We start from the raw sequence: 24,313 nt of genomic DNA on the forward strand, positions 1-24,313 counted from the left end.
TGGTGTGCAGATGGATGGCCTACTCGGGCGATCCGATCCTCGTGGAGGACTTGCTGTTCAAGCCCGAGCATTCCCTGATCGACCAGAGCCTGCATTCGCGGCTCGGGGCGACCACCACCAACGGTGACGGATTCGGGATCGGGTGGTACGGCGAGGAGGACGAGCCGGCCGTGTTCAAAGGGGTCGATCCGGCGTGGAACGACCGCAATCTCCGGGAACTCGCCGCCCATGTGCGCACGCCGCTGCTCCTCGCGCACATCCGCGCCTCGACGGGCACACCGGTTCAGCGCAGCAACTGTCATCCGTTCCGTCACGGCCGTTGGCTGTGGATGCACAACGGGGTGCTGAGCGAATTCCGGCGCATCAAACGCGATCTGGTGCTGGCGGTCGATCCGGAACTGTATCCGGACATCGAGGGGTCGACGGATTCGGAGGTACTGTTCTTCCTCGCCCTGACCTTCGGCTTGTCGGACGATCCGATCACCGCGGTCTCCCGGGCCGTCGGGACCGTCGAACATGTCGCTCGCGCCAAGGGCGTCGACGACCCGGTGCAGATGACCGTGGCCACCACCGACGGCGAATCCCTGTGGGTCTTCCGGTACTCGAGCGTGGGCCGCAGCCGCTCGCTGTTCTTTTCCACGGCGGTCGACAAGGTCCGGGCGCTGCATCCGGAGGTGGAGGTGCTGCATCGCCTCGGCCCCGAGACCCGCTTCGTGGTCTCCGAACCACTGCGCGACCTGCCGGGTGCCTGGAACGAGGTGCCCGAGGCGTCCGTCGGAATCGTCCGGCCCGGGGCGGACGAGATCCTCCCGTTCCGGCCGCTCGAGCCGGTCTGACATTCACCGGAAGGAATGTCGCGAGTCGTGCTGGGCACCCGGCCCGGCGGACACATCCGGCAATCAGGAGGAGGCGGCGTGTACACGTACAAGGTGATCGAAGTTCGCGAGAAGATGCTCGGCGGCAAGATGTCGGGTGACAAGCTCGAGCGGCTCCTCAACGAACAGGCCCGACAGGGGTGGCGCTTGAAGGCGATCACGTCGGCGGACATCAAGGGCCGGCTCGGTCCAGGCGGCGTCGAGGGAATGCTCGTGACGTTCGAGCGCGAAGACTGAGACACGCCGGCGGCGCCCGGCGCGTCACCGGAACCGCACGTGTGTGCATCACCGGCGGTACACGACCGACCAGCGGGAGTATGCGATGCGTATCGAAGACTACGGTCTGATCGGAGATCTGCAGAGTGCCGCGCTCGTCGGCCGCGCCGGCAACATCGACTGGTTGTGCCTGCCTCGGTTCGATTCGCCGTCGTGCTTCGCCGCGCTGGTCGGTGACGATCGGCACGGGCACTGGAGTCTGCGCCCGGCAGCCGAGATCACGGGGGTCACGCGGCGGTACCGCCCCGGAACGCTCATCCTGGAGACCGACTTCGAGACCGCGGACGGTGCGGTCCGCGTGATCGACTTCATGCCGCGCCGCGGCGACGGACCTCCGCGGCTCATGCGCATCGTCGAGGGGTTGCGCGGCAGGGTGTCGATGCGGATGCGTCTGTCGCTCCGACCGGACTACGGCACGATCACGCCCTGGGTCGAGCCCGCTGCCGACGGTGTACTCGCCACCGCGGGACCCGACTCGTTCCGGCTGAGTACTCCGGTGCCGCTGGGGATATCGGATGGTGATGCGACGGCGGACTTCACCGTCGCCGAGGGGCGACGCGAGCGCTTCACGCTGTGCTGGCACTACTCCTTCGGTCCCCCGCCGTCGGTCGAGGACGCGGACTCGGCGCTGGCCCGCACGCAGGCGTGGTGGCACGAGTGGAGCAGCCGGCTCGAGTACGCCGGACCGTACCGGGACGAGGTACTCACCTCCCTCATCGTGCTCAAGGCCATGACCTACGAGGTGACCGGCGCGCTGATCGCAGCGCCGACGACGTCCCTGCCCGAGGACATCGGGGGAGTGCGCAACTGGGACTACCGGTTCTGCTGGATTCGTGACTCTGTGCTGGCCCTGGAATCCCTTCTCGCCGGCGGATACACCGAGGAGGCGTTCTCGTTCCGCAGTTTCCTCCAGCGGGTCGGCACGGGAGACCCCGCGAAGATCCAGATCATGTACAGCATCGGCGGTGAGCGGCGCTTGACGGAGTTCGAGCTGCCCGACATGCCGGGATACGAGGGATCCGCCCCGGTACGGGTCGGCAACGCCGCCTCGGAACAGTTCCAGCTCGACGTCTACGGCGAACTGATCGGCGTCGCCTTCCTCAGCACCGAGGCCGTGGGGCGGGTCGAACCGCACCTGTGGCCGCGCTGGCGCACTCTGATCGAATACGTCGAGTCGATCTGGGGTGAACCCGACGACGGAATCTGGGAGACCCGCGGGCCGCGGCGGCACTTCACCCAGTCGAAGGTGATGGCATGGGTGGTGTTCGACCGGGCGGTCCGCCTGGTCGAACGATACGACCTGGAGGGTCCGGTCGAACGGTGGAGGCGGCTACGGGACGAGATCCACGACGAGGTGTGCGAGCGCGGCTACGATCCGCAGCGCAACACCTTCACCCAGTACTACGGATCGGAGGAACTCGACGCCAGCGTGCTGACGATTCCGCTCGTCGGCTTCCTGCCGGGCACCGACGAGCGGGTGACCGGCACGATCGACGCGGTCACCCGCGAACTCGGGCGCGACGGGTTCGTCTCGAGATACTCGACCTCCCGGACGGACGACGGTCTGCCCGGCGACGAAGGCCAGTTCCTGGCGTGCTCGTTCTGGCTGGTCGCTGCGCTCGCCCGCAACGGCCGTCTCGAGCAGGCTCGGACGTTGTTCGAGCGGCTCGCCGCCTTGAGCAACGATCTCGGGCTGCTGGCGGAGGAGTACGACGTCGGACGTGGTCGCCAGGTCGGCAACTTCCCGCAGGCGTTCAGCCACCTGACCCTGATCGGTGCGGCCTACGCGATCGCCGCGGCAGAGGGCGCAGCCGACGAGAGGTGACCGGGTACGCGGCACGAGATGTCAGGACTGCCGGCCGTGCCTCGGCACGGCCGGTGGAGGTCAGGACGAGTCCCGCGCGGACAGTTCCTCGAGCAGGATCGGCACGCCGAGGTTGAGCGAGTGGATGCCGACGGTCGTGGCGAGTTTTAGGACTTCGAGAATTTCGTGTGCGGTGACGCCCAGATCGAGTGCGGCCCGGATGTGCCGCTGCAGTCCGGGCCCGTACATGTGGGTGCAGGAGGCATCGACCGCAATGCACAGCAACTGGACGACCTGCGGCGGGAGCACACCGCTTTCGTAGGGTTGCAGCGTGGCAGTCAGGTAGTGCTCGGTCCATCCGGGATCGAGTTCGTCGAGTCCGTCCCACAACGGGTTCCAACTTCCTTCGCGCTTGAGGCGGTCGACGATGGACGAAGCTGCGTCGTGGGTTGTCATCGGCCACTGCCCTGACCTGCGACGGCTGGAACCAGTTCGCGTTTGAGGATTTTTCCGGTGGCGGTCATGGGCAGTACGGTGGCGAACTCGATGTGGCGCGGGTACTTGTAGCCGGCCATCTGCTCCTTGCACCAGGCGATCAGCTCGGGTTCGGTGATCGGTGCGCCCGGTTCGCGGATGACGAACGCTTTGACCTCCTCGCCGTGACGATTGTCGGGGACGCCGACGACGGCGGCGAGGGAGACGGCCGGGTGGGTCATGAGGACCTCTTCGATCTCGCGGGGGTAGACGTTGAAGCCGCCGCGGACGATGAGGTCCTTGGCGCGGTCGACGATGTAGTAGAACCCGTCCTCGTCACGCCGGGCGAGGTCGCCGGTGCGCAGCCAGCCGTCGCGCATCACCTCGGCGGTGGCCTCGGGTCGTCCGAGGTAGCCCGTCATGATGTTGTGGCCGCGCAGGACGAGTTCTCCGACGCCGTCGTGGACGGGATTCCAGTGTTCGTCGACGAGGGCGGCCTCGATGCCCCACACCGGTACGCCGATCGAACCGGGACGCGGGGCGCGTTCGGGGTCGCTGAACATTGCCAGCGGTGACGTCTCGGACAGGCCGTAGCCTTCGAGGATCTGGACATCGAACTTGCCCTTGAACTGCGTGAGGATCTCCACCGGCAGCGCCGCGCCGCCGGAGATCGCCCGACGCATGGTCCGCGCGATCTTTTCGACGTCGACGCCGGCCGCCTTCGCGGCGTCGAGCGCACCGAGCAGCGCCCAGTACATTGTCGGCACCCCGGCGAACACGGTGATGTCGTGCTCGTCCATCAGGTGCAGCGCCGCGGGGGCGTCGAAGCGGGGCATGAGCACGCAGGTGGCACCGACCGACAGTGCGGCGTTCATCGTCACGGTCTGGCCGAAGGAGTGGAACAGCGGCAGGGTGAGCAGATAGGTGTCCGGACGCTGCGGGGTGCTGTCGAACAGGCGGTTCGCGGTCAGGGCGTTGAGCACCATGTTGGCGTGGGTCAGTTCGGCGCCCTTGGGCCGGCCGGTGGTGCCGCTGGTGTAGAGGATCACGGCGGTGTCGACGGGTTCGCGCACGGCGGTGGCGAACGTGTCCGGCTGTTCGGCGGTGGCGTGGGCCAGGGTGGCGATACCGTCGAGCGGGGACGGGGCCTGCGGATCGCGGGTGATCAGCAGCATGGTGCGGCAACGGTCGGCCCGGTCGAAACCGGCCCTGCCGTATTCGCCGACGGGAAGTTCCGCGGTCCCTTCGAAGCAGAGGTAGAGGGCGGCACCGGAATCGTCGAGGTGATAGGCGATCTCGCGAGGCTTGAGCTGAACGTTCAGGGGCACGACCACCGCGCCGGCCTTGAGGATGCCGTAGTAGACGGCGGGAAACTGGGGGACGTTCGGGCACGAGAGCGCGACCTTGTCGCCCGGCGCGACGCCCTCGGCGACGAGCAGGTTGGCGATCCGGTTGGCCTGCGCGTCGAGTTGCGCGTAGGTGAGTCGTTCGCTGCCGAGGACCAGCGCGGTCCGGTCGGGGTAGCGGCGCGCGGAGTCCTCCAGTAACACGGAGAGATTGAGCATACGAATCGATGTCCTGTCGGAAGGGGGACGAGGGGATCAGACGAGGGGAGCGCCGGTGGCGGCGCGGACCTGCTCGTCGGTGACGCCGGGCGCGGTCTCGACCAGGACCAGTCCGTGGTCGGTGACGTCGACGACCGCGAGATCGGTGACGATGCGCTGCACCACGGCTCGGCCGGTGAGGGGCAGCGTGCACTTCTCGACGATCTTCGGATTGCCGTGCTTGTCGGTGTGTTCCATGAGCACGATGACCTTGGCGGCGCCGTGGACGAGGTCCATCGCCCCGCCCATGCCCTTGACCATCGCGCCGGGCACCATCCAGTTCGCGAGGTCACCGGTGGCCGAGACCTGCATCCCGCCGAGCACCGCGGTGTCGATGTGACCGCCGCGGATCATCGAAAAGCTCGTCGCCGAATCGAAGAACGACGCGCCGGGCTCGACCGTGACGGTCTCCTTGCCCGCGTTGATCAGATCCGCGTCCACCTGCTCCTCGGTGGGGTAGGGGCCGGTGCCCAGGATTCCGTTCTCACTGTGCAGGGTGACCTTCACCCCGGCGGGCAGATGGTTCGGGATCAGTGTCGGCAGTCCGATACCGAGGTTGACATATTGGCCGGGCGAGAGTTCGGCCGCGGCACGGGCGGCCATCTCGGTCCGCGACCATCCGAGGATCTTGGGTTCTGCTACTACGGTCACGTCAGGCTCCTTTTCCCGTCGAGACGGTGCGCTTTTCGATCTGCTTGTCCTGGGCGCCGGTGTGCACGATGCGGTCGACGAAGACGCCCGGCAGGTGTACCTGGCCCGGGTCGATCTCGCCCGGTGCGACGAGCTGTTCGACCTGGGCGATGCAGATGCGTCCGGCCGTCGCGGCGAGCGGGTTGAAGTTCATTGCGGCCTTGTTGAACACCAGGTTGCCCTCGGTGTCGCCGCGCAGGGCGTGTACCAGTGCATAGTCGGCGGTGATGGACTCTTCGAGCACGTACTGCTTGCGGCCGAACTCGCGGATCTCCTTCGGTGGGGACGCGACTGCCACCGAGCCGTCGGGGTGGTAGCGCCACGGCAGGCCACCGTCGGAGACGGGGGTGCCGACACCGGCCGGGGTGAAGAAGGCTGGGATGCCGGCGCCGCCGGCGCGCAGCTTCTCGGCCAGGGTGCCTTGCGGCGTCAGTTCCACTTCGAGTTCACCGGAGAGGTACTGCCGGGCGAACTCCTTGTTCTCGCCGACGTAGGAGGCCGTCACTCGTCGGATCCGTCGTCGTTCGAGGAGGATTCCCAGTCCGCGGCCGTCTACGCCGCAGTTGTTGGAGAACACCTCGAGGTCGGTCGCGTCCCCGGCGGCGATCGCGGCGATCAGCTGGTCCGGGATGCCGGACAGGCCGAACCCGCCGACGGCGAGGGAGGCTCCGGAGGGAACGTCGGCGACCGCCTCGGCGGCCGTTTCATAGATCTTGGTCATTTCGTGGTTTTCCGGACGTGAGCGAGGCGCTCGGAGTGTGGACGGGGACGGAGTCGCGGTGCCGGTGGGGTTCAGCTGTGTACCGGGAGGGCGGTGCTGTCGAGCAGTTGCCGGAGCAGGTTCTCGGCGTCGGGCCAGTAGCCGTATCCGGCGGCGGGATTGAGGTGCCCGACGTCGCCGAGGTCCACCAGGCGGCTGCCCCACGTTTCGGCCATGCCGGCGATGCGCCGGTAGCCACCGAGCGGATCGGTGCGGCTGGCGGCGACGATGCTCGGAAACGGCAGCCTGCGGCGGGGGATGGGGTTCCATCCGCCCCGGTCGAGGTCGTCGGTGGTCGGGTAGCCCTCGGGCAGGGGTAGTTCCAGGTCTGCCGGCGTGGCCAGCAGCGCGCCCTGGATCGGACGCGTCGGGTTCTGCGCCCAGTGCACGGTGATCATCACGCCGGCGCTGTGGGCGACGAGCACCACGGGTCCGTCGATCTCACGCAGGACGTCGTCGAGTGCGGCGACGCGGGCAGCGCGGCTGAGCTTGTCGCGCTCGAGCGGAGGAACGGTCCGGACGTCGGAAAGACGTTCGGCGAGCAGGGTCTGCCAGTGATCGGCGACGTGGTCGCGCAGGCCGGGGACGATGACCACGGTCGGGGAGTGGGAGGGGTTCACGGGTGACTCCGGGAGATGGGGTGGGAACGGGACGACAGTCGTTCAGGCAGCCGTGCCGGGGCCGGTGCCGAGGGTGGTGAACTTGCGCAGGCCCAGCGGGTAGAGGCGTTTGCCTGCTACCAGTGCGCCGATGGCGAGGACGTAGACCAGCGGGGACAGCTGCAGCGCTTCCCGCAGGCCGAGTCGGTCGGCGAGGATGCCCACGACGAAGGGCCCGAGGGCGAGGCCGAGCAGATTGTTGGCCACGGTCAGCGTCCCCATGGCGGACGCGCGGACGGACGAGTGCGTGAGGTTGGCGACCATGGCCGCGGTGGGTCCGGAGGATCCGGCGGAGAAGAACGCACCGATGCCGAGCAGCACCAGTTGCGCGGTGCCCGTGTCGAGACGGAACGCGAGGGCCAGGCACGCCAGGGAGATGGCGCAGAAGGCGATCGCGGTGGTCCACTTGCGGGTGATGTCGTGCCGTCCGACGCGGTCGGTGACGATCCCGCACACCACCATGCCGCTGCCGACGAGCAGGACGACGATCGAGGCGGCGACGCCGGCCTTGTCCGGGGCGAGGCCGTAGTAGCGGTTGAAGAAGCTCGGCGTCCACGACAGCAGGACCGCGGCGGTGAACATCTGGAGGCCGCCGCCGGCGTAGGCGCACAGCACGGCGGGGTTGGTGAACAGGCTCGACACCGGCGCGCGGAATCCGTCCGGCGGTGTGGTCGCGGCACCGGCGGGTCGCTCGTCGACGGCAGCGGGCCGGTCGTCGGCGGCGTGCGCGGCGAGCCTGCGCTCGGTGACCAGGGCGCGGAACAGTGCCACCAGGATGAGCCCGAAGACCGCCATCGCCGCGAACGACCACCGCCAGCTCAGATGAACGGCGATGACGCCGCCGAGGGCGACACCGAGGACCGAGCCGAACGAGCCGCCGGCCATGAACGCCCCACTGAGGGAGGCGTGGACCCGGGGAGCGAACACGCTCAGTACCACCGCGATTCCGACACTGCCGTAGGCGGCCTCGCCGACGCCGACGAGGAATCGCGCGCCGAGCATCTGCTCGAAGTTGGTGGCCACCGCACACATGAGAGTGGCCACCGACCACAGCACCGCCATGAGCACCAGGCTCTTGACCCGGCCCCACCGATCGGCCAGCAGCGACAGCGGGAGGGTGAGCAGTCCGACCATGAGCGCCACGATGCTCGTCAACGATGCGAGCTGGGAATCGGTCAGGGCCCATTCGGCTTTGAGGAACGGGAAGACGGCACTGAGAACCTGCCGGGACATGTAGTCCGACAACAACAGTCCGAAGGTGAGAGCGAACACGAGCCACGGGTACTTCCGCGATCGGGTCCTCGGACCGGCGGGGGTGCTGGTGGCGGTGTGGTTCTCCAGGGAGGAGGTGGACGATCCCATGGGTGCTCCTGCAAGGCTGGGGCGGCGGGCGGGGATGCGCATCGGGGAGCGCCCACCGCGAGAGGGGCGAGGACAGGGAGGGCTCGACGGACTCGGTCACCGGCCGGGTCCCGGGGCACGCGGTGCGGGTCGCGTGCCCCGGGGGTCGGTGGGTCAGCCGTGGTGGGTGAAGCCGACCTGTCCGGGCCGGCGGTTGGGGGCATAGCCGAGCTTGGCGAGGGTTTCGTCGGCGTCGCGGTAGGTCTCGCCGATCCGGTAGATCTCGCGGGCCTCCTTGCCGGTGGCGACCTCGCGGCCCAGTTCCCCGGCGATGCGGACCAGCTGCCGGATCTGCTGCACCGACGTCATCTTCTCGCCCTTGCGGCCCCAGATGGTGTCCTCGTTGCCGCAGCGGGTGTGCAGGCCCATCGCGATGGCCATCGCGTTGACCGGGAGCACGGACCGCATGAGCGTCTCGAGGGTCAGGCAGGCGCCGTCCGGAACCCGCTGGACGAAATTCATGATGTTGTACGGATTGGGGCCGTCGAAGCCGCCGCCGATACCGACCCACGTCAGGTTCAACGGTCCGGTGTAGACCCCGCGCCGGATCAGGCGCTCGACCGTCTCGAGCTGCGGGATGGACGAGAGCTGGAAGTGCGGCTGAATACCCTTGGCCTGCAGTCGCTTCAGATGCTCCGCAACCCACTCCGGACCGGCGGGCACGGTCATCTCCCGGTACGTCGCCGCGAGTTCCGGGCGCTCCATCGAGGTACCGGCGATGTCGTCGGCCGTCATCAGCTCCATGATGTTCATCTGGCTGGTGTTGATGGCGATGGTCACCTGGTCCGGCGCCGGGTCGAGCTCGGCGAGCATGTGCCGGGTGTCGTCCGAGAGCCACTTCGCCTCGGCGCCTTCACCTTCGGGAGCAAAGGAGATGGATCCGCCGACCTGCAGGATCATGTCCGGCACCGCCTCGCGCAGGCCGGCGAGCAGCTCGTTGAACTTCGACAACCTCTTGCTGCCCTTGCCGTCGAGTTCACGGACGTGGATGTGCAGCACGGTGGCGCCCGCCTCGTAGCAGTCCACCGCCTGCTGGATGTGCTCGTCCATGGTCAGGGGAAGATCCTCGCGGAAGTCGTCGAGCTCCCATTCCGGGCCGTAGGGCGCGGCAGTGATGACCAGCTTCTCCTGGTTCTCGGGGAACAGGGCGTCGTCGTGGAAGTGCATTGTCGGGTCTCCGTTTCGGAATGTGGACGGTGTAAGGGAAGGAAGGGAAGAGCTCAGAAGGGCCGGTCGCCGACGATCCCGGCGCGTTCCATCTTGCGAACGGCGGGCCAGTAGTCCTGCACCGCGTAGTGCTGCGTGGAGCGGTTGTCCCAGATGGCGATGCTGTTCTCCGTCCAGCGCCAGCGCACCTGGTACTCGGGAATCGACGCCTGGCTCGTCAGGAACTGCAGCAGGTTGCCGGCACCCGGGGCGTAGTCGATGCCGAAGCGGACGTTCTCGGCGGTGTGGTAGTTGACCAGGTGGGTGGTGAAGGAGTTGACGAACAGGATCTTCTCGCCGGTCTCGGGGTGGGTACGCACCACCGGATGTTCCGCATCCGGGTAGCGGGCGTGCAGCGCATGGCGCTGTTCGAGCGGCAGCTGGGCGCCGAAGCTCGCCTCGATGCTGTGCCGGGCCCGCAGGCCGGCGATCTGCTCCTTGACCGAGCCGGGCAGGCGCCGGTAGGCCTCGGCCATGTTCACCCAGATGGTGTCCCCGCCCACCGGCGGGGTCTGCACACAGCGCAGCACGCATCCCATCGGGGGGTTGTCGCGCCAGGTGGCGTCGCAGTGGTAGGCGTTCTCGTAGTGCTCGGGCGGGCTGTCGAGGTCCTTGTAGATCCGCACCAGCCCAGGATGGTCGGGGTCGCTGCCGACCACCGGGTGATCCTCGAGCGGGCCGAACCGCTCGGCCAGGGCGACGTGCTCGGCACGGGTGATGTCCTGGTCGCGGAAGAACAGCACCTTGTGCTCGAGCAGCAGGGCCCGCAGCTCGGCGAACAGCGTGTCGTCGCGCGAGACCTCGCCGAGGTCCACGTCGAACAGTTCGGCACCGATCGTGCAGGTCAGTGGTTCGACCCGGAAGGCCGTGGAGACCGGACTCGGCGGTCGGGTGGCGGTGGTCATGGATGTCCTTCGGAAGTGGGCGGACTCCGGGTACGGCCCGGACGGGGTCAGAGGGCGAAGACCGACGAGCCGATGCTGCGGCCGGCCTCGAGATCGCGATGCGCCTGCACCGCGTCCTCGAGTGCGTAGCGCTGGTTGATCTCGATCGCGATTTCTCCGGTCGCGACGTGCGAGAACAGCTCCGCGGCGAGGGCGGCCCGCTCGGCAGGGTCGGCGATGTAGTCCGCCAGCGCCGGACGGGTGACGTACACCGACCCCTTGATCGCCAGCTGCATGGCGTCGATCGGCGGAATCGGCCCCGAGGCGGTGCCGAAGCACACCAGCAGGCCGCGGCGGGCCAGCGAGTTCAGTGAGGTCTCGAAAGTGGTGGCGCCGATGCTGTCGAACACCACGGGAACGCCCTTGCCGTCGGTCAGTTCCCGCACCCGCTGCGCCACATCCTCCTCGGTGTAGATGACGACCTCGTCGCAGCCGTGTGCTCGGGCGACCTGCGCCTTGCGCTCGCTCGACACCGTGCCGATCACCCGGATACCCAGCAGCTTCGCCCACTGACAGAAGATCAGGCCCACGCCGCCGGCGGCGGCGTGCAGCAGCACCGTGTCCCCGGCCGCCAGCGGCCAGATGCGCCGCAGCAGGTAGGCGGTGGTCAGGCCGCGCATCGTCATCGCCGCGGCCGTGTCGAAGCCGATGGCGTCGGGCAGTGCGATCAGGTGGTCGGCGGGCATCACCCGTTCGGTGCTGTAGGCCCCGAGCGGGCTGCCGGTGTAGGTCACCCGGTCGTCTTCCCGGACCGACGTCACGCCTGGACCCACCGCCTCGACCACCCCGGCGGCCTCGACGCCCATCCCGGCGGGCAGCGGTGCCGGGTACAGGCCGGTGCGGAAGTAGGTGTCGGCGAAGTTCAGGCCCACCGCCTCGTGCCGGATGCGGACCTCGCCGGGGCCCGGTTCGCCGACCTCGACGGCCTCCCACTGCAGTACTTCCGGACCGCCGGTCTCGTAGAAGCGAACAGCCTTTGCCATGTTTCCTCCTGAACGCGCACTCGCAGGCCACGATTGGCCGGCGGAGGGCGGATGTGTATGAATTCGGTGAGCCGGTGGCGGCGATCCCGGTTCTCGGCCGTGGGGTGCGGCCGAGGCGGTGGAAGCGGAGCCCCTCGGGGGTCCGGACTCTCGATCCGCTCCGTCACACTTCGCCGTACCTTGTGATGCAACTAACAGTAGGGGATCTCGAGGCGGTACGCTTATCCCACGGGGACGGATTGTCATTCATTTCGGGACAGGGAGGGCAGTGAAACCACTGGCGCGCTACGCCGCACTGAACAGCTATGTCGAGGTGGCACACTCGTCGAAGATCGATCCGGCGACGCTGCTCCGCGCGTCCGGTCTCGACCTGGCCGGCTTGAGCCTGCAGGACCGGTGGGTGCCGGCCGAGGCGATCGCGGACCTGCTCGAACGTTCCGCCGCGGCAGCCGATCGCGACGACTTCGGTCTCGAGCTGGCCGAACGACGGCGATTTTCGAATCTGGGCCCGTTGAGCCTGGTGGTCCGGGAGGAGCCGGACGTCCGCAGCGCGCTGCGGATCCTCGTGCGCTACGAGCACATGTACAACGAGGCCCTGCACACCCGCCTGACCGAACAGGACGGTGTCGCCACCATCCGCATCACCCTGGATGTCGGCCGGCCGGGGGAGTTCCACCAATCCGTCGATCTCGCGGTAGCAGTGATGCATCGTCTGCTGCAGGGCTTCCTCGGTCCGCAATGGCGTCCGCTGTCCGTCTCGTTCGTGCGTCCCGCACCCCGGCGCCTCGACACTCACCACCGCGTGTTCGGCACCGCCGTCGACTTCGGCCGGGACTTCGACGGAATCGTCCTCTACACAGCGGATCTGGACGCGTCCAATGCCATGTCGGATCCGCTGCTGCGGTCGTACGCGCAGCAGTTCCTCGACTCGGTCGGAAGTCCACGCGAGACGACCACGGTGGACCGGGTGCGGGAGCTGATCGAGTTGCTCCTTCCCACCGGCCGGTGCTCGGTCGACCAGGTGGCCCGCAGTCTCGGCATCGACCGCCGCACCGTGCACCGCCGGCTCGCGGACGAGGGGGAGACGTTCTCGTCCGTCCTCGACGCCACCCGCGCGGACCTGGCGACGCGCATGGTCGGCAGCGGACGACACTCGCTCACCGAGGTTTCCGACCTGCTGTCGTTCTCCGCGCCCAGCAATTTCTCCCGCTGGTTCCGGAACCGGTTCGGGTGCAGTCCGAGCCGATGGCGCGCGGAGGAGGGGGGACGCCCCGAGCCGGCGAGTGCGATGTCGATTCGGCGGCCCGCCGATCGTGTAGAGGGTGGATCACCGGCGCCGGTCCGGTGATCGTGAGGAGGAGTGCCATGACCCAGTACCTGCTGAGCATCTACCAGCCGGACGGCGACCCGCCACCGGCGGAGATCCTCGAACCGATCATGCGCGACGTCGAGGCCGTCGACGCCGAGATGCGCGCCGCCGGCGCCTGGGTGTTCGCCGGTGGCCTGCACCCGCCGAGCACGGCCACCGTGCTCCGGCTCGACGGCGACGGAATCCTCACCACCGACGGCCCGTACCTCGAGGGCAAGGAACACATCGGTGGGTTCACCGTCGTCGAGGCGCCCGACCTCGACGCCGCCCTCGAATGGGGCCGCAAACTCGCCCGCGCGATCACACTGCCGATCGAGGTGCGGCCGCTGCAGGGCGGGCACTGCGGGTGAGTCGGCCGTGGCCGCGGTGACGGCCGCGGAGATCGCGCGCGTGTTCCGCAGCGAGCACGGCCGCGCGGTCGCCGTGCTCGTCCGCGCATTCGGGGACATCGACCTTGCCGAGGAGTCCGTGCAGGACGCGTTCGCCGTCGCCGTCGCCCGGTGGCCCGCCGACGGACTGCCGCCGAGCCCGGCCGGCTGGATCGTCACCACCGCCCGGCGCCGCGCGATCGACCGCATCCGCCGGGAGAACGCCCGCGCAGGCAAACACGCCGAGGCCGCCCGCCTGCAGGAGGTCGGGACCAGCGCCGTCGACGAGGAGAATGCCGTGCCCGACGACCGGCTGCGCCTGATCTTCACGTGTTGCCATCCCGCGCTGGCGCCCGCCGCCCGCGTCGCTCTCACGCTCCGGTTGCTCGGCGGCCTGAGCACCGCCGAGATCGCCCACGCTTTCCTCGTTCCGGAGAAGACCATGGCGCAGCGGCTGGTGCGCGCCAAGGGCAAGATCCGCGACGCCCGGATCCCGTACCGCGTTCCGGGCCCCGCGGAACTGCCCGCCCGCCTCGCCTCCGTCCTCGCCGTCGTCTATCTCGTCTTCACCGAGGGGCACACCGCGGCCGGTGGGGACCGCCTGGTCCGCGACGACCTGTGCGTGGAGGCGGTCCGGCTCGCCCGCCTGCTGGCCGAACTGCTGCCCGACGAGCCCGAGGTGCTGGGCCTGCTCGCGCTGCTGCTGCTCACCGACGCGCGACGACCGGCCCGCACGAACGCCGACGGCGACCTGATCCCGCTCGCCGCGCAGGACCGCACGCTCTGGGACCGAGACCTGATCACCGAGGGACAGTCCCTCGTCCGCCGCTGCTTGCAACTGCGCCGGCCCGGCCCGTACCAGATCCAGGCCGCGATCGCCGCCGTCCACAGCGATGCCGCCACGGTCGAGACGACCGACTGGCGGCAGGTGGTCGCGCTCTACGATCAGTTGCTCGTCGTCGCACCCACCCCCGTCGCCGCCCTGCACCGGGCCGTCGCGGTGGCCGAGGTGGACGGCCCCGCCGCGGGTCTGGACCTGGTCGATTCCCTCGACCTGGACCGGTACCACCTGTGGCACGCGGTGCGGGCCGACCTGCTCCGCCGGCTCGGTCGTCTCCCGGAGGCCGTCGCGGCATACGACGCCGCGCTCGTCCGGGCCACCAACGCCGCCGAGCGCGGCTTCCTGCACCGTCGCCGCGCCGAACTCAGCTGACCGGTGCCTTCTCGGTCTGCGGTCCGCTCCTGCCGTTCTGCCACGGCCACCGGCCGGAGATCTCGAGCTGCAGCGACCAGCTGAGGAAGGTCCGGATCAGGACGATGATCGCCAGGACCCCCACCGACGTGAAGGTGGGGGTCACGGCGACCGTTTTGATGATGTCCGCGGCCACCAGGAATTCGAGGCCGAGCAGGATGGACCGTCCCAGATCGCGCCGGTAGCGTTCGTAGATCGGCGCACCCGGCGAGCGGCGCCAGGACCGTAGGGCGATCCAGCTCGCCACCGCCGCCCCGACGACGATCACCGCCACCCCGACCACGTCGACGGCGCCGCCGACGGTCTCGAGAACGCGGGCCAGCTCCATGCGAACCTCCGGGATGCGGACGGGACGATTCGGTCATGGTCGCAGGTCCGGCTCGATCCGTCCCGGCAACCGGGTTGTCCACACCCGGCCCGTTCGTCCACAGATTCCGGCCGTGGGCGGCGAGATCGCCGTTCGGGTGCCACCCGGACGGCACGCTGACGCCATGACCGTCGTGGTGTTCGCCGTTCTCGGCGCCGTGGCCGGAGCCGGCATGCGGCGGCTCGTCGCGCGCCTCGTCCGGCGTCTCCCACCGCGAGGGATGTGCGAGGTGGCCGGCGCGGGCGGCGGTGCCGTGGCCGTGCTCGGCACCTCGACGACGCCGGGCGCGGTTGCTGTCGCGGCGCTGACCTGGTGGTGCCTGTGCCTGAGCGCAGCCGACCTGTCGGCGCGGCGGTTGCCGAACGTGCTGACCGTACCGGGCACCGGCGTCGTCCTCACGGTCGCCGCGGCAGCGGGGCAGGCAGTCCCGGCGTTCGTCGGCGCGTGCCTGCTGGCGGGACCGTACCTGCTTGCCCACCTGGCTGCCCCGCGCAGTCTCGGCGCGGGCGACGTGAAGCTCGCGGCCGGGCTGGGGGCAGCCGCGGGCGCCGCCGGCGCGGGAGCGTGGACGACGGCGGCCCTGCTGCCGCCGCTGCTCACCGCCGCGGTGGGCGTCGTCGTCGCCGCCGTGGGTTGGGCACGGGCACACCGTCGCCCGCGCGGTGTGGTGTTGCCGCACGGGCCGTCGATGTGCGCGGCAGCCGTCGCCGGGGTCCTCGCGGCGGCTTGACCGGGGCGGCGTCCCGCCGGTGGCGACGAACGTGGAAGGATGGTCCTGTGCTGCGCTGGATAACTGCTGGAGAGTCCCATGGTCCCGCCCTCGTCGCGATGCTCGAGGGGATGGTCGCCGGTGTCGAGGTGACGTCGAGCGACATCTCGGAGCAGCTCGCGCGGCGGCGCCTCGGCTACGGCCGCGGCGCGCGCATGAAGTTCGAGGCCGACAAGGTCACCATTCTCGGCGGCGTCCGGCACGGCCACACCCTCGGCGGCCCGGTGGCCATCGAGATCGGCAACACCGAGTGGCCCAAGTGGGAGACCATCATGTCCGCCGACCCGGTGGACGCCGAACTGCTCGTCGGACAGGCCCGCAACGCACCGCTCACCCGCCCGCGACCCGGCCACGCCGACTACTCGGGGATGCTCAAGTACGGCTTCGACGACGCTCGTCCCGTCCTCGAGCGCGCCAGCGCCCGGGAGACCGCGGCCCGGGTCGCCGCCGGCACCGTGGCCCGCAACTTCCTGCGGCAGGTGTTCGGCGCGGAGGTCGTCTCGCATGTGATCTCCATCGGAGCGTCCGACCCCTACGTGGGGGCGGAGCCGACCGGGGCCGATCTCGCCGCCATCGACGCCAGCCCCGTGCGGGCCTTCGACAAGGCGGCCGAGGAATCGATGATCGCCGAAATCGAGGCCGCCAAGCGCGACGGTGACACCCTGGGCGGTGTCGTCGAGGTCGTGGTGCACGGCCTGCCCGTGGGTCTCGGCTCGTTCATCAGCGGGGCGGACCGGCTCGACGCCCGGCTCGCCGCGGCCCTCATGGGCATTCAGGCGATCAAGGGTGTCGAGGTCGGCGACGGCTTCGAGACCGCCCGCCGGCGCGGCAGCGTCGCCCACGACGAGATCCGGCCCGGCCCGGACGGCGTGCTCCGCTCGACCAACCGGGCCGGCGGCCTCGAGGGTGGCATGACCAACGGCGAGGCGCTGCGGGTACGGGCGGCGATGAAGCCGATCTCGACGGTGCCGCGCGCCCTCGCCACCGTCGACATGGCCTCCGGCGAGGAGGCCGTGGCGATCCACCAGCGCTCCGACGTGTGCGCCGTGCCCGCGGCCGGTGTCGTGGCCGAAGCGATGGTGGCGCTCGTCGTGGCGCAGGCCGCGCTCGAGAAGTTCGGGGGCGACTCGATCGACGAGACCCGCGCCAACGTCCGCAACTACCTCGAGGCCGTCGCGGCCCGGGTGCCACGGTGACGCCATGACGCCACGCGCAGTCCTGATCGGGCCGCCCGGGGCCGGCAAGTCGACCATCGGCCGGCGGCTCGCCCAGGCGCTCGATCTGCCGTTGCTCGACACCGACGCCGAGATCGAGCGCACCACCGGCCGCACGATCCCGGACATCTTCGGCACCGACGGCGAACCGGCGTTCCGGCGGATCGAGGAGGAGGTGGTGGCCGACGCGCTCGCCCGGCACGACGGCATCGTCTCGCTCGGCGGCGGCGCGATCCTGTCCGAGCGCACCCGCGCCCTGCTCCAGGACCGAACGGTGATCTACCTCGAGATCAGCGTCGCCGAGGGCCTGCGCCGCACCGGGACCAACACCACACGACCGCTGCTCGCCGGGGCGGACCCCGCGGCGAAGTACCGGGAGCTGATGCGCCGGCGCCGCCCGCTCTACCGGCAGGCGGCCACCATCCGCGTGCGCACCGACGGACGCAGTCCGGGCCGCGTGGTGCAGCAGGTCCTCGCCAAGCTGGAGGCCCAGTCGGATCTGGCGGCCACCGGCGCCCACCCGTCCGCACCCAGCACGACCAGTACAGAGAATCGGAGCAATCAACCGTGACCGAACCGGTACGCGTCGACGTCCAGACGGCCCAGCCCTACCCGGTGATCATCGGCCGGGGCCTGCTCGGTGAGCTCGTCGACGAACTCACCGGCACCCGCACCGTGGCGATCCTGCACCAGCCGCCACTCGCGGAGACCGCCGAGGCGGTGCGCGCCGCGCTGGCAGAGAAGGGCATCGACGCTCACCGCGTCGAGATCCCCGACGCCGAGGACGGCAAGGACCTCGCCGTGGCGGGCTTCTGCTGGGAGGTGCTCGGCCGCATCGGGCTGACCCGATCCGACGCGATCGTCAGCCTCGGCGGGGGAGCGGCCACCGACCTGGCCGGGTTCGTCGCCGCCACGTGGATGCGCGGCGTGCGGATCGTGCACGTCCCCACCACGCTGCTCGCCATGGTCGACGCCGCGGTCGGCGGCAAGACCGGCATCAACACCGAGGCCGGCAAGAATCTCGTCGGTGCCTTCCACGAACCGTCCGCGGTGCTCGTCGACCTCGCGACGCTCGAGACGGTGCCGCGCAACGAGATCGTCGCCGGTCTCGCCGAGGTGATCAAGACCGGCTTCATCGCCGATCCGAAGATCCTCGAACTGATCGAGGCGGACCCGGAGGCCGCGCTCGACCCGACGGGAAGCGTGCTGCCCGAACTGATCCGGCGCTCGGTCGAGGTCAAGGCGAAGGTCGTGGCCGCGGACCTCAAGGAGTCGAGCCTGCGCGAGATCCTCAACTACGGGCACACCCTCGGTCACGCCATCGAACGGCGCGAACGCTACCGGTGGCGGCACGGCGCCGCCGTCGCCGTCGGTCTCGTCTTCGCCGCCGAGCTGGGACGCCTCGCGGGGCGCCTCGACGACGCCACCGCCGACCGGCACCGCAGCATCCTCGAGCTCGTCGGGCTGCCCACCACCTACGATGCCGACGCCTTCCCCCAGCTGCTCGAGGGCATGCAGACCGACAAGAAGAACCGCGCGGGCATGCTGCGGTTCGTCGTCCTCGACGGCCTCGCCAAGCCCGGCCGGCTCGAGGGACCGGATCCGTCGCTGCTCGCGGCGGCGTACTCGGCCGTCGCGCGGGAAGGCACGGCGGACGCCGGCACCGTGCTCCTGTGAGCTGCTGAGCCCCGGGCCGGCGCACCCAAAGGTGCGCCGGCCCTCTCGCTTTCGGGCGCCCCCGGTTCACCGGCCCCGAAGAAATTCGGGCTGGACGGAATCGAAGAGTTCTCCGAACAACGGACCACGACGCCCCGCAGCGCGGCCGTCCGCAAGAGTGACGACGAAAATACCTCCGTCGCACCGTATTCGGATTCTCCTCCGCCACTTCGTTGATTTCCGGGTGAAACCGGCCGTACCATTCCGGTCATGATGAACGCTCAGCAGGTCACGACGACGCCGGATGCCTTCCGGCGCCGCGTCACTCACTGCTGACCCACCACGCGAGCCCCGGGAGTCGACGTCCCGGGGCTTTCGTCGTGTTCGGGCACGTCGCTTCCTCTCGCCGAGACGAGAGTCGAGGAACACGAAATGAACGGTGCAGATCATCGAGTGCTCGGTCGCGAACTCGAGATGTTCGCCACCGCACCCGCTGTGGGGGCGGGACTTCCGATGTGGCTGCCGGACGGTGCGGTGATCCGTGCCGAGCTCGAGGCCTTCGCCGCCGAGGTGGCGGCCGAGAGCGGCTGTCGCCGCGTCTACACCCCGGTGCTCGCCAAGAAGGAGTTGTTCGTCCGGTCGGGTCACTGGTCCAAGTTCGCCGACGACATGTTCCCCGAGATGCAGGTCGGCGGCGAGAGTTTCGTGCTGCGGCCCGCGAACTGTCCCCACCATGCCCAGATCTTCGCCTCGCGGGGCCGCAGCTACCGCGAGCTGCCGATCCGCCTGTCGGAGCTGGGATCGATGTTCCGCAGCGAACTGTCGGGTGTGCTCGGCGGCCTGAGCCGGGTCCGGCAGATCGGTCTCGACGACGCGCACGTGTTCTGCGCGCCCGAACAGGCCGGTGCGGAGATCGAACTCGCGTTGAGCGCGATCGAACGCTGCTACGGGGTGCTCGGGCTCGACGACCGGCGCTACCGCCTGTCCCTCCGCGGCGCCGGCGGGCGGTATCTCGGCACCGGCGAGCAGTGGGTGCACGCACAAGGTGAGCTGCGCGGTGCGCTCGAACGGCGCGGCCTGGATTTCTTCGAAGCCGAGGGGGAGGCCGCGTTCTACGGTCCGAAGATCGACGTCCAGGTCGCCGGGGCGCACGGGCGCGAGGAGACTGTGTCCACCGTCCAGTTCGACTTCACTCAACCGGAGCGCTTCGGCCTCGAGTACACCGGCGAGGACGGACGCAGACACCGGCCCGTGATGATTCACCGGGGTGTGCTCGGATCGATGGAGCGGCTGACCGCGATGCTTGTCGAACGCTTCGAAGGGCGCATGCCGCCGTGGCTCTCGCCCCGCCAAGTGGCGGTCCTGCCGGTCGGCGACCCGCACCGCGACGGGGCGGGTGCGTTGCGGGACAGGCTGGTGGACGAGGGGATTCGCGCCGAGGTGCTGTCCGGTGGATCGCTGGGCGGCCGGATCCGCGCCGCGCGCGTGCACCGTGATCCCTACGTCGCGATCGTCGGCGACGACGAACTCGCGGACGCCACCGTCAGCGTCCTGGTGCCGCGGTCCGGGCAGCGGGCGCGCGTCGGGCACGAGCAGTTCGTGCGCCGGGTGTCGGCCGATGTCCGGGGCCGGGTCCTGCGCCCGTCCGCACTGCCGTGAATGTGCACTCGTCGGCGTCGAGTCGGACTGCGATCGATCGTGCCGGGACGGCAACGCGCAGCACCCGGAGCGGTCACCCCACGTCGGTCGCTGGTTCGGCGGGCCCCGGTCGGGGCTAGTCGGCGCCGTGCACGACCTGCAGACCGGGGCGAGTCGCCCGCGCCGAGGGAGGTGCTCCGCGGCGAGCGCGTTCGTCCCGGTCCGGGCGGCCGATCCGGTGGGCCTGCAGATAGGCCACGCCGACACGGGAATACCAGGCGGCGGTCCACGACGGGATCCCGCCCAGCATCGACAGGGCGAACCCGTGGTGGCGCTCGACGAAGTCGACGGTCACCGCATACAGATCCACCCCCGGGCACTTCCTGGCCGCCGCCTCGAGATCGAGATCGTCGGGCCACCAGTTCGCCGGCAGGACGGGGTCGGCCGCCTCCCTGGCCCCCGGGTGACGGAGACCGAGGACCCGTCCACCCACCGCCACCGCGGCACTGCACGTTCCTTTCGCGAGCCCCCGCGTCGTGGACCAGAGCCCGCCTGGGCGCGTCAGCGGCAGTATCGCCCCGAGCAGTCGCCCCAACTGTGGCTCGCCGCAGGTCCGCGAGGCGAAGGCTCCGGCCTCCTCCGAGCCGTTCGGGGCCGTCTTCCGGTCGGGACGTATCGGAGCGCGCTCTCCCATGCTTTCCCACCTTAAATGCACTGGGCGCCAAAGTGATTGGTTTTCTCCGATCGCACCGCTGGGGGAGTGGCGGCCGCTGCGCCCGGTGCGCGCTCGGCCGTCGGCGCGGGCGGTGCCGAGGGCCGCACTCATCCGGCGTCGACGCTCCGGTGGGCCAGTTCCTCGCGCGCGGCGGTCTCGACGGCGACCGGAAGTGTCAGGGTGCGGCCCAGTTCGAGGTCGGCCACGAATTCGGCGAGCAGGTCGGTCGGCCATCGATCGAATTCGGCCATCGCAATCCCCCCTCGGTGCGTGCGATCGGGGTGACCGGCGTGCCCCAGCAGGTCCCCGGTTCTCGATCCCGACAGTTCACATTTACACCACCGGCACGTCCCGTGACACTGCTTCCGGCCGAATCGGTCCGTTCCGCCCGGCGAGTCCGGTTCCGTCCGACCTACCCGTCCTCCGACGGAGTGACGGCACGCCGGACGAGCAGGGCGCAGTGCTCGACGAGCGCGTCTCGCTCGACGTCGATCTGCCCGTCGATCCACGCGACGATCAGCGCCCCGATGCCCAGGCCCAAAACGGCGCCGGTGATCAGCCGGGTCTCGGCGTCCGGCTCCGGCGCGCTGACGTCCACGAGCAGGGCGCCGAGTAGGGCGGGCGCTGCATGCAGACCCTGCTGCGACAGGACCGGCTCGGTCATGGCCTCGCGGACCAGCACCCGGCCGCGACGGGGGTCGGCGGCGAAGAAGTCGATCGCTCCGGAGACGAAGGCGCGGGCCCGCGCGGCGACCTCCGCCGGAGCGGACGCCACGACATCCTGCATATGACGCACGAGACCCTCCGCCGTCGTCGCGAAGACCGCGGCGACCAGGTCGTCGCGCGAGGGAAAACTCTCGTAGAAGTAGCGCTCGCTGACCCCGGCGGCGCGGCACAGGGCGCGGACGGTGACCGCGCGGCCTCCGCCGGTGCCGAGCAGTTCGGTGCCCGCCGCAAGGATCCGGGTGCGGCGCTGCGCGCGCCGGTCGTCGGCGCTGACGCCGTGCCAGCTGCGGCTCGGGGGTGTGCGCATGGATCCCATCCTGCCGGACCGGGCGACCGGAACGGGAAAGGCCGTTGACCACCCCGTAGTGGACAACATATGTTGTCCACTACGGGTCCGGGAGAGCAACGGAGAACGAATGAAGAATGTGACGATCGGACGGCAGATCCGACGGGAGATCGAGCGGCTCGATCCGGTCCGCGACGATCGCGCCGTCGCGCGGCTCTCGCTCGAGGTCCTGCACGGGAACGCGATGCTCGTGAACGCGCTGTTCACGGTGTCGTTCATCCGGCAGGTGGCCGTGCCCACCGTCGCAAAGATCCTGCACCGCCGCGGCCGCGGCGACATCGTCGTCGACACGGCGAAGCGCAACGACGACACCATGGTGTTCTTCGGCAAATTCCTCGAACTCGGCTACGACACCGCCGAGGGCCTCGCATGGATCGAGCGGCTCAACGAGATCCACGGGCACTTCCCGATCCGCAAGGAGGACTCGCTCTACACCCTCGCGACGCTCGCGCTCGAACCGCAGCGCATCGCCGCGCTCGTCGGGTCCCGGCCGTTCTCCGACACGGAACTCGAAGGACAGTGGCGCTTCTGGAGCGGCGTGGCAGCCGCCCAGCGGATCACGGACATCCCCGAGTCCCGCGACGAGCTCACCCGCTGGACGGCCGCCTTCGAGGCCGCGCAGTATGCGCGCACCGACGACGGGCTCGCCGTGACCCGTCGACTCGTCGACGACTTCGCGGACCGCTGGTTTCCCGGCCCGTTGCGAGCGCTCGCGCCGGAGGTGCTGTCGACGTTCTGCGACGACCACCTGCGCGGCGTGCAGAACCTGCCCGAACCGCGGCCCGCTCGCGCCTACCTCGCGCGATCCGCGGTGCGCACCTACTTCGCTGCCACCACGCTGCGCCCGGTACGGCGCGACCGCAGTTTCGTGGAGACCTTCGGGACGGCGCGGTACGGAGCCCGTGACCGGGACGCGGTGGGATATCGGCGCCCGGACCCGGCGCGACGGCGCTGACCGCCCGGATCGGGGCGGGGGTCAGGCCCGGAGCGCGGCGGCAGCCTGTGCGGAGCTCGGTTCGGCGCCGTGTTCGCGGCCCAGTTCCGCGATCGCGCGCGTGAATTCGGGGTCGAACAGCAGGAAGCTGAGCAGGTCGCCGCGATCCTCTTCGTCGCCCCCGATCAATCGTGCGACGACGGACGGCGCGGGATTGCGCACGAACTGGCGCACGAGGGACTGGTTGCGCACCACGGCGTGGGCGATCTCGGCGATCCGTCCCGCATCCTCCAGCGGCGGGCCGGCGAAGTCGATGCCGATCGGGCGGTCGGTGGGCGCCACCGCCCGGGTCTCCGCGATCCGCGCGTTGCGGAATTCGAGCTGATGCAGATCCTCGATCATCCGGTAGCCGAGCATGGCTCGCAATGCGAGGGCCGCGACGCCCGCGACGTCCGGGGCGGGCCGCCGGTGCCGGTTCGGGCGGGGCACCACCGGGGGCGGCCAGACCCGCGGCTGAGTCGCCACCACCCCGACGTGCCCCGCGCCGAGCAGAAGCGCGGGCTTGATGGGGGTGTTGAGGAGCAGTCCGCCGTCGATGTACCACCCGGTGCGCTGCGGCGCGCACGGGTCGGTGATGTGGACGGGCCGGAACAGGATCGGCACCGCGGAGGACGCCAGCAGGTGGTCGACGGTCAAGGTGGTCTCGACGTAGCTGATGTTGCGGCGGAGGTCGTACTCGGGCAGCCGCACCGAGTCGTTCTTCTCGACGAACACCACCGTGCCGCCCGAATCGACGGACGTCGTGGCCACGGCGACCGCATCCACGAGTCCGGCACGGATGTTCTCGTGCAGCCGGTCCCACGGGAGGAGACGCTGCAGCGTGTGCCGGATCGGGCTCGTGTCCAGCAGGCTGACCAGACGAGTGAGCGGGAAGCCCAGGGCCTGCCCGACGAAGGCGGCGCCCGTTCCCAGAATGCTGTGCACCGTCGAGTACACGTCGGACGAGTCCACACCGGTCCACAGGTCCACCAGCCGCTCCGAAGCCGCGGGGAACCCCTCGTCGGCGAAGGCGGCGAGTCCCACCACGTTGATCGCGCCGGCGCTGGTGCCGACGAGAAGCTCGGGCGGGCCGTTGTGCGCGGTCATTCGTGGTAGCAGTGTGGTGATCGCCCCGGCCTGATACGCGCCGCGCGCGCCCGCGCCCGCCACGACCAGCGCCGACCGCCGGCGTCCGTGGGTGCCGCTCGTCCCGCGTCCGGCCATGGGCCGAACGGTACCTGCCC

General features: G+C 70.0%; 25 protein-coding genes and 1 pseudogene. 12 read left to right on the forward strand and 14 right to left on the reverse strand.

What is annotated here, in order from left to right:
• The first annotated feature begins 14 nt into the window (after positions 1-14).
• The 3 genes from QYS60_RS11310 to QYS60_RS11320 all read left to right on the forward strand — a co-directional run bounded on the left by QYS60_RS11310 (position 15) and on the right by QYS60_RS11320 (position 2,976).
• On the forward strand, positions 15-836 hold the full coding sequence (locus QYS60_RS11310) for a class II glutamine amidotransferase (RefSeq protein WP_003935446.1): 822 nt from the start codon (positions 15-17) through the stop codon (positions 834-836).
• Positions 837-914: 78 nt separating this feature from the next.
• Positions 915-1,112 (forward strand): DUF4177 domain-containing protein, encoded by a 198-nt coding sequence (locus QYS60_RS11315; RefSeq protein ID WP_003935445.1) that lies wholly within the window; start codon positions 915-917, stop codon positions 1,110-1,112.
• 85 nt (positions 1,113-1,197) lie between these two features.
• Positions 1,198-2,976, forward strand: a complete 1,779-nt coding sequence (locus QYS60_RS11320; protein WP_040781679.1) for a glycoside hydrolase family 15 protein — start codon at positions 1,198-1,200, stop codon at positions 2,974-2,976.
• A gap of 60 nt (positions 2,977-3,036) precedes the next feature.
• Here the strand turns inward: QYS60_RS11320 and QYS60_RS11325 are convergent, their stop codons facing one another.
• The 9 genes from QYS60_RS11325 to QYS60_RS11365 all read right to left on the reverse strand — a co-directional run bounded on the left by QYS60_RS11325 (position 3,037) and on the right by QYS60_RS11365 (position 11,676).
• Entirely contained in the window at positions 3,037-3,411 is a 375-nt protein-coding gene (locus QYS60_RS11325) for a carboxymuconolactone decarboxylase family protein (RefSeq protein ID WP_040271302.1), read from the reverse strand.
• On the reverse strand, positions 3,408-4,994 hold the full coding sequence (locus tag QYS60_RS11330) for a long-chain fatty acid--CoA ligase (RefSeq protein WP_371383200.1): 1,587 nt from the start codon (positions 4,992-4,994) through the stop codon (positions 3,408-3,410). The genes QYS60_RS11325 and QYS60_RS11330 overlap by 4 nt, the downstream gene beginning before the upstream one ends.
• A gap of 36 nt (positions 4,995-5,030) precedes the next feature.
• Positions 5,031-5,684 (reverse strand): CoA transferase subunit B, encoded by a 654-nt coding sequence (locus QYS60_RS11335; protein WP_003935441.1) that lies wholly within the window; start codon positions 5,682-5,684, stop codon positions 5,031-5,033.
• Position 5,685: 1 nt separating this feature from the next.
• Positions 5,686-6,444, reverse strand: a complete 759-nt coding sequence (locus QYS60_RS11340) for a CoA transferase subunit A (RefSeq protein WP_003935440.1) — start codon at positions 6,442-6,444, stop codon at positions 5,686-5,688.
• 71 nt (positions 6,445-6,515) lie between these two features.
• Positions 6,516-7,103: an alpha/beta hydrolase gene (locus QYS60_RS11345; protein WP_010595154.1), complete on the reverse strand. Its 588-nt coding sequence runs from the start codon at positions 7,101-7,103 to the stop codon at positions 6,516-6,518.
• 42 nt (positions 7,104-7,145) lie between these two features.
• A complete protein-coding gene (locus tag QYS60_RS11350) occupies positions 7,146-8,504 on the reverse strand; it encodes an MFS transporter (protein ID WP_010595153.1) in 1,359 nt (452 codons plus the stop codon).
• A gap of 153 nt (positions 8,505-8,657) precedes the next feature.
• On the reverse strand, positions 8,658-9,710 hold the full coding sequence (locus QYS60_RS11355; RefSeq protein WP_102030723.1) for a 3-keto-5-aminohexanoate cleavage protein: 1,053 nt from the start codon (positions 9,708-9,710) through the stop codon (positions 8,658-8,660).
• Between the two features lie 53 nt (positions 9,711-9,763).
• On the reverse strand, positions 9,764-10,654 hold the full coding sequence (locus QYS60_RS11360; protein WP_040271317.1) for a TauD/TfdA family dioxygenase: 891 nt from the start codon (positions 10,652-10,654) through the stop codon (positions 9,764-9,766).
• A 47-nt stretch (positions 10,655-10,701) separates the two neighbouring features.
• The gene (locus QYS60_RS11365) at positions 10,702-11,676 is read right to left on the reverse strand and encodes a quinone oxidoreductase (RefSeq protein ID WP_371383203.1); all 975 of its coding nucleotides are present in this window, start codon (positions 11,674-11,676) and stop codon (positions 10,702-10,704) included.
• A 268-nt stretch (positions 11,677-11,944) separates the two neighbouring features.
• On the opposite strand from QYS60_RS11365, the gene QYS60_RS11370 reads away from it, so the two are divergent.
• From QYS60_RS11370 to QYS60_RS11380, 3 genes are read left to right on the forward strand one after another with little or no spacing between them, the layout of a single operon-like run.
• Positions 11,945-13,024: an AraC family transcriptional regulator ligand-binding domain-containing protein gene (locus tag QYS60_RS11370; RefSeq protein ID WP_371383205.1), complete on the forward strand. Its 1,080-nt coding sequence runs from the start codon at positions 11,945-11,947 to the stop codon at positions 13,022-13,024.
• Between the two features lie 17 nt (positions 13,025-13,041).
• A complete protein-coding gene (locus tag QYS60_RS11375) occupies positions 13,042-13,395 on the forward strand; it encodes a YciI family protein (RefSeq protein WP_003935433.1) in 354 nt (117 codons plus the stop codon).
• A gap of 7 nt (positions 13,396-13,402) precedes the next feature.
• Positions 13,403-14,626 carry an RNA polymerase sigma factor gene (locus QYS60_RS11380; protein WP_289381896.1) on the forward strand — a complete coding sequence of 408 codons (1,224 nt, stop codon included), beginning with the start codon at positions 13,403-13,405 and terminating at the stop codon, positions 14,624-14,626.
• Here the strand turns inward: QYS60_RS11380 and QYS60_RS11385 are convergent.
• Entirely contained in the window at positions 14,619-14,993 is a 375-nt protein-coding gene (locus QYS60_RS11385; RefSeq protein WP_054372770.1) for a DUF1622 domain-containing protein, read from the reverse strand. The two genes, QYS60_RS11380 and QYS60_RS11385, sit on opposite strands and share 8 nt — an antisense overlap.
• 163 nt (positions 14,994-15,156) lie before the next feature.
• On the opposite strand from QYS60_RS11385, the gene QYS60_RS11390 reads away from it, so the two are divergent.
• From QYS60_RS11390 to thrS, 5 genes and pseudogenes are all read left to right on the forward strand, one after another.
• Positions 15,157-15,762 (forward strand): prepilin peptidase, encoded by a 606-nt coding sequence (locus tag QYS60_RS11390; protein ID WP_371383208.1) that lies wholly within the window; start codon positions 15,157-15,159, stop codon positions 15,760-15,762.
• Between the two features lie 47 nt (positions 15,763-15,809).
• Positions 15,810-16,997, forward strand: a complete 1,188-nt coding sequence (gene aroC / locus QYS60_RS11395) for a chorismate synthase (RefSeq protein WP_003935429.1) — start codon at positions 15,810-15,812, stop codon at positions 16,995-16,997.
• 4 nt (positions 16,998-17,001) lie between these two features.
• Positions 17,002-17,586, forward strand: coding sequence for a shikimate kinase (locus QYS60_RS11400; protein ID WP_003935428.1), 585 nt, complete (start codon positions 17,002-17,004; stop codon positions 17,584-17,586).
• The gene (aroB, locus tag QYS60_RS11405) at positions 17,583-18,692 is read left to right on the forward strand and encodes a 3-dehydroquinate synthase (protein WP_003935427.1); all 1,110 of its coding nucleotides are present in this window, start codon (positions 17,583-17,585) and stop codon (positions 18,690-18,692) included. The genes QYS60_RS11400 and aroB overlap by 4 nt, the downstream gene beginning before the upstream one ends.
• Positions 18,693-19,094: 402 nt before the next feature.
• Positions 19,095-20,330, forward strand: a pseudogene (gene thrS, locus QYS60_RS11410) (threonine--tRNA ligase); the annotation flags it as partial.
• A 115-nt stretch (positions 20,331-20,445) separates the two neighbouring features.
• On the opposite strand, the gene QYS60_RS11415 reads toward thrS, so the two are convergent.
• The 3 genes from QYS60_RS11415 to QYS60_RS11425 all read right to left on the reverse strand — a co-directional run bounded on the left by QYS60_RS11415 (position 20,446) and on the right by QYS60_RS11425 (position 22,057).
• A complete protein-coding gene (locus tag QYS60_RS11415; protein ID WP_003935425.1) occupies positions 20,446-20,808 on the reverse strand; it encodes a hypothetical protein in 363 nt (120 codons plus the stop codon).
• A 323-nt stretch (positions 20,809-21,131) separates the two neighbouring features.
• Complete coding sequence (locus QYS60_RS11420; RefSeq protein WP_289380748.1) at positions 21,132-21,275, reverse strand: hypothetical protein; 144 nt, start codon at positions 21,273-21,275, stop codon at positions 21,132-21,134.
• A 161-nt stretch (positions 21,276-21,436) separates the two neighbouring features.
• Complete coding sequence (locus QYS60_RS11425; protein ID WP_289380747.1) at positions 21,437-22,057, reverse strand: TetR/AcrR family transcriptional regulator; 621 nt, start codon at positions 22,055-22,057, stop codon at positions 21,437-21,439.
• A gap of 109 nt (positions 22,058-22,166) precedes the next feature.
• Here QYS60_RS11425 and QYS60_RS11430 point away from each other — a divergent pair, with 109 nt between their 5' ends.
• Complete coding sequence (locus QYS60_RS11430; protein ID WP_371383211.1) at positions 22,167-23,051, forward strand: DUF2236 domain-containing protein; 885 nt, start codon at positions 22,167-22,169, stop codon at positions 23,049-23,051.
• A gap of 21 nt (positions 23,052-23,072) precedes the next feature.
• Here the strand turns inward: QYS60_RS11430 and QYS60_RS11435 are convergent, their stop codons facing one another.
• The gene (locus QYS60_RS11435) at positions 23,073-24,293 is read right to left on the reverse strand and encodes a patatin-like phospholipase family protein (protein WP_289380745.1); all 1,221 of its coding nucleotides are present in this window, start codon (positions 24,291-24,293) and stop codon (positions 23,073-23,075) included.
• Positions 24,294-24,313 lie beyond the last annotated feature (20 nt).

The sequence above is a fragment of the Rhodococcus sp. GXMU-t2271 genome (genome assembly GCF_041414735.1).
In the GTDB taxonomy this organism is placed as follows: Bacteria; Actinomycetota; Actinomycetes; order Mycobacteriales; family Mycobacteriaceae; genus Rhodococcus; species Rhodococcus indonesiensis.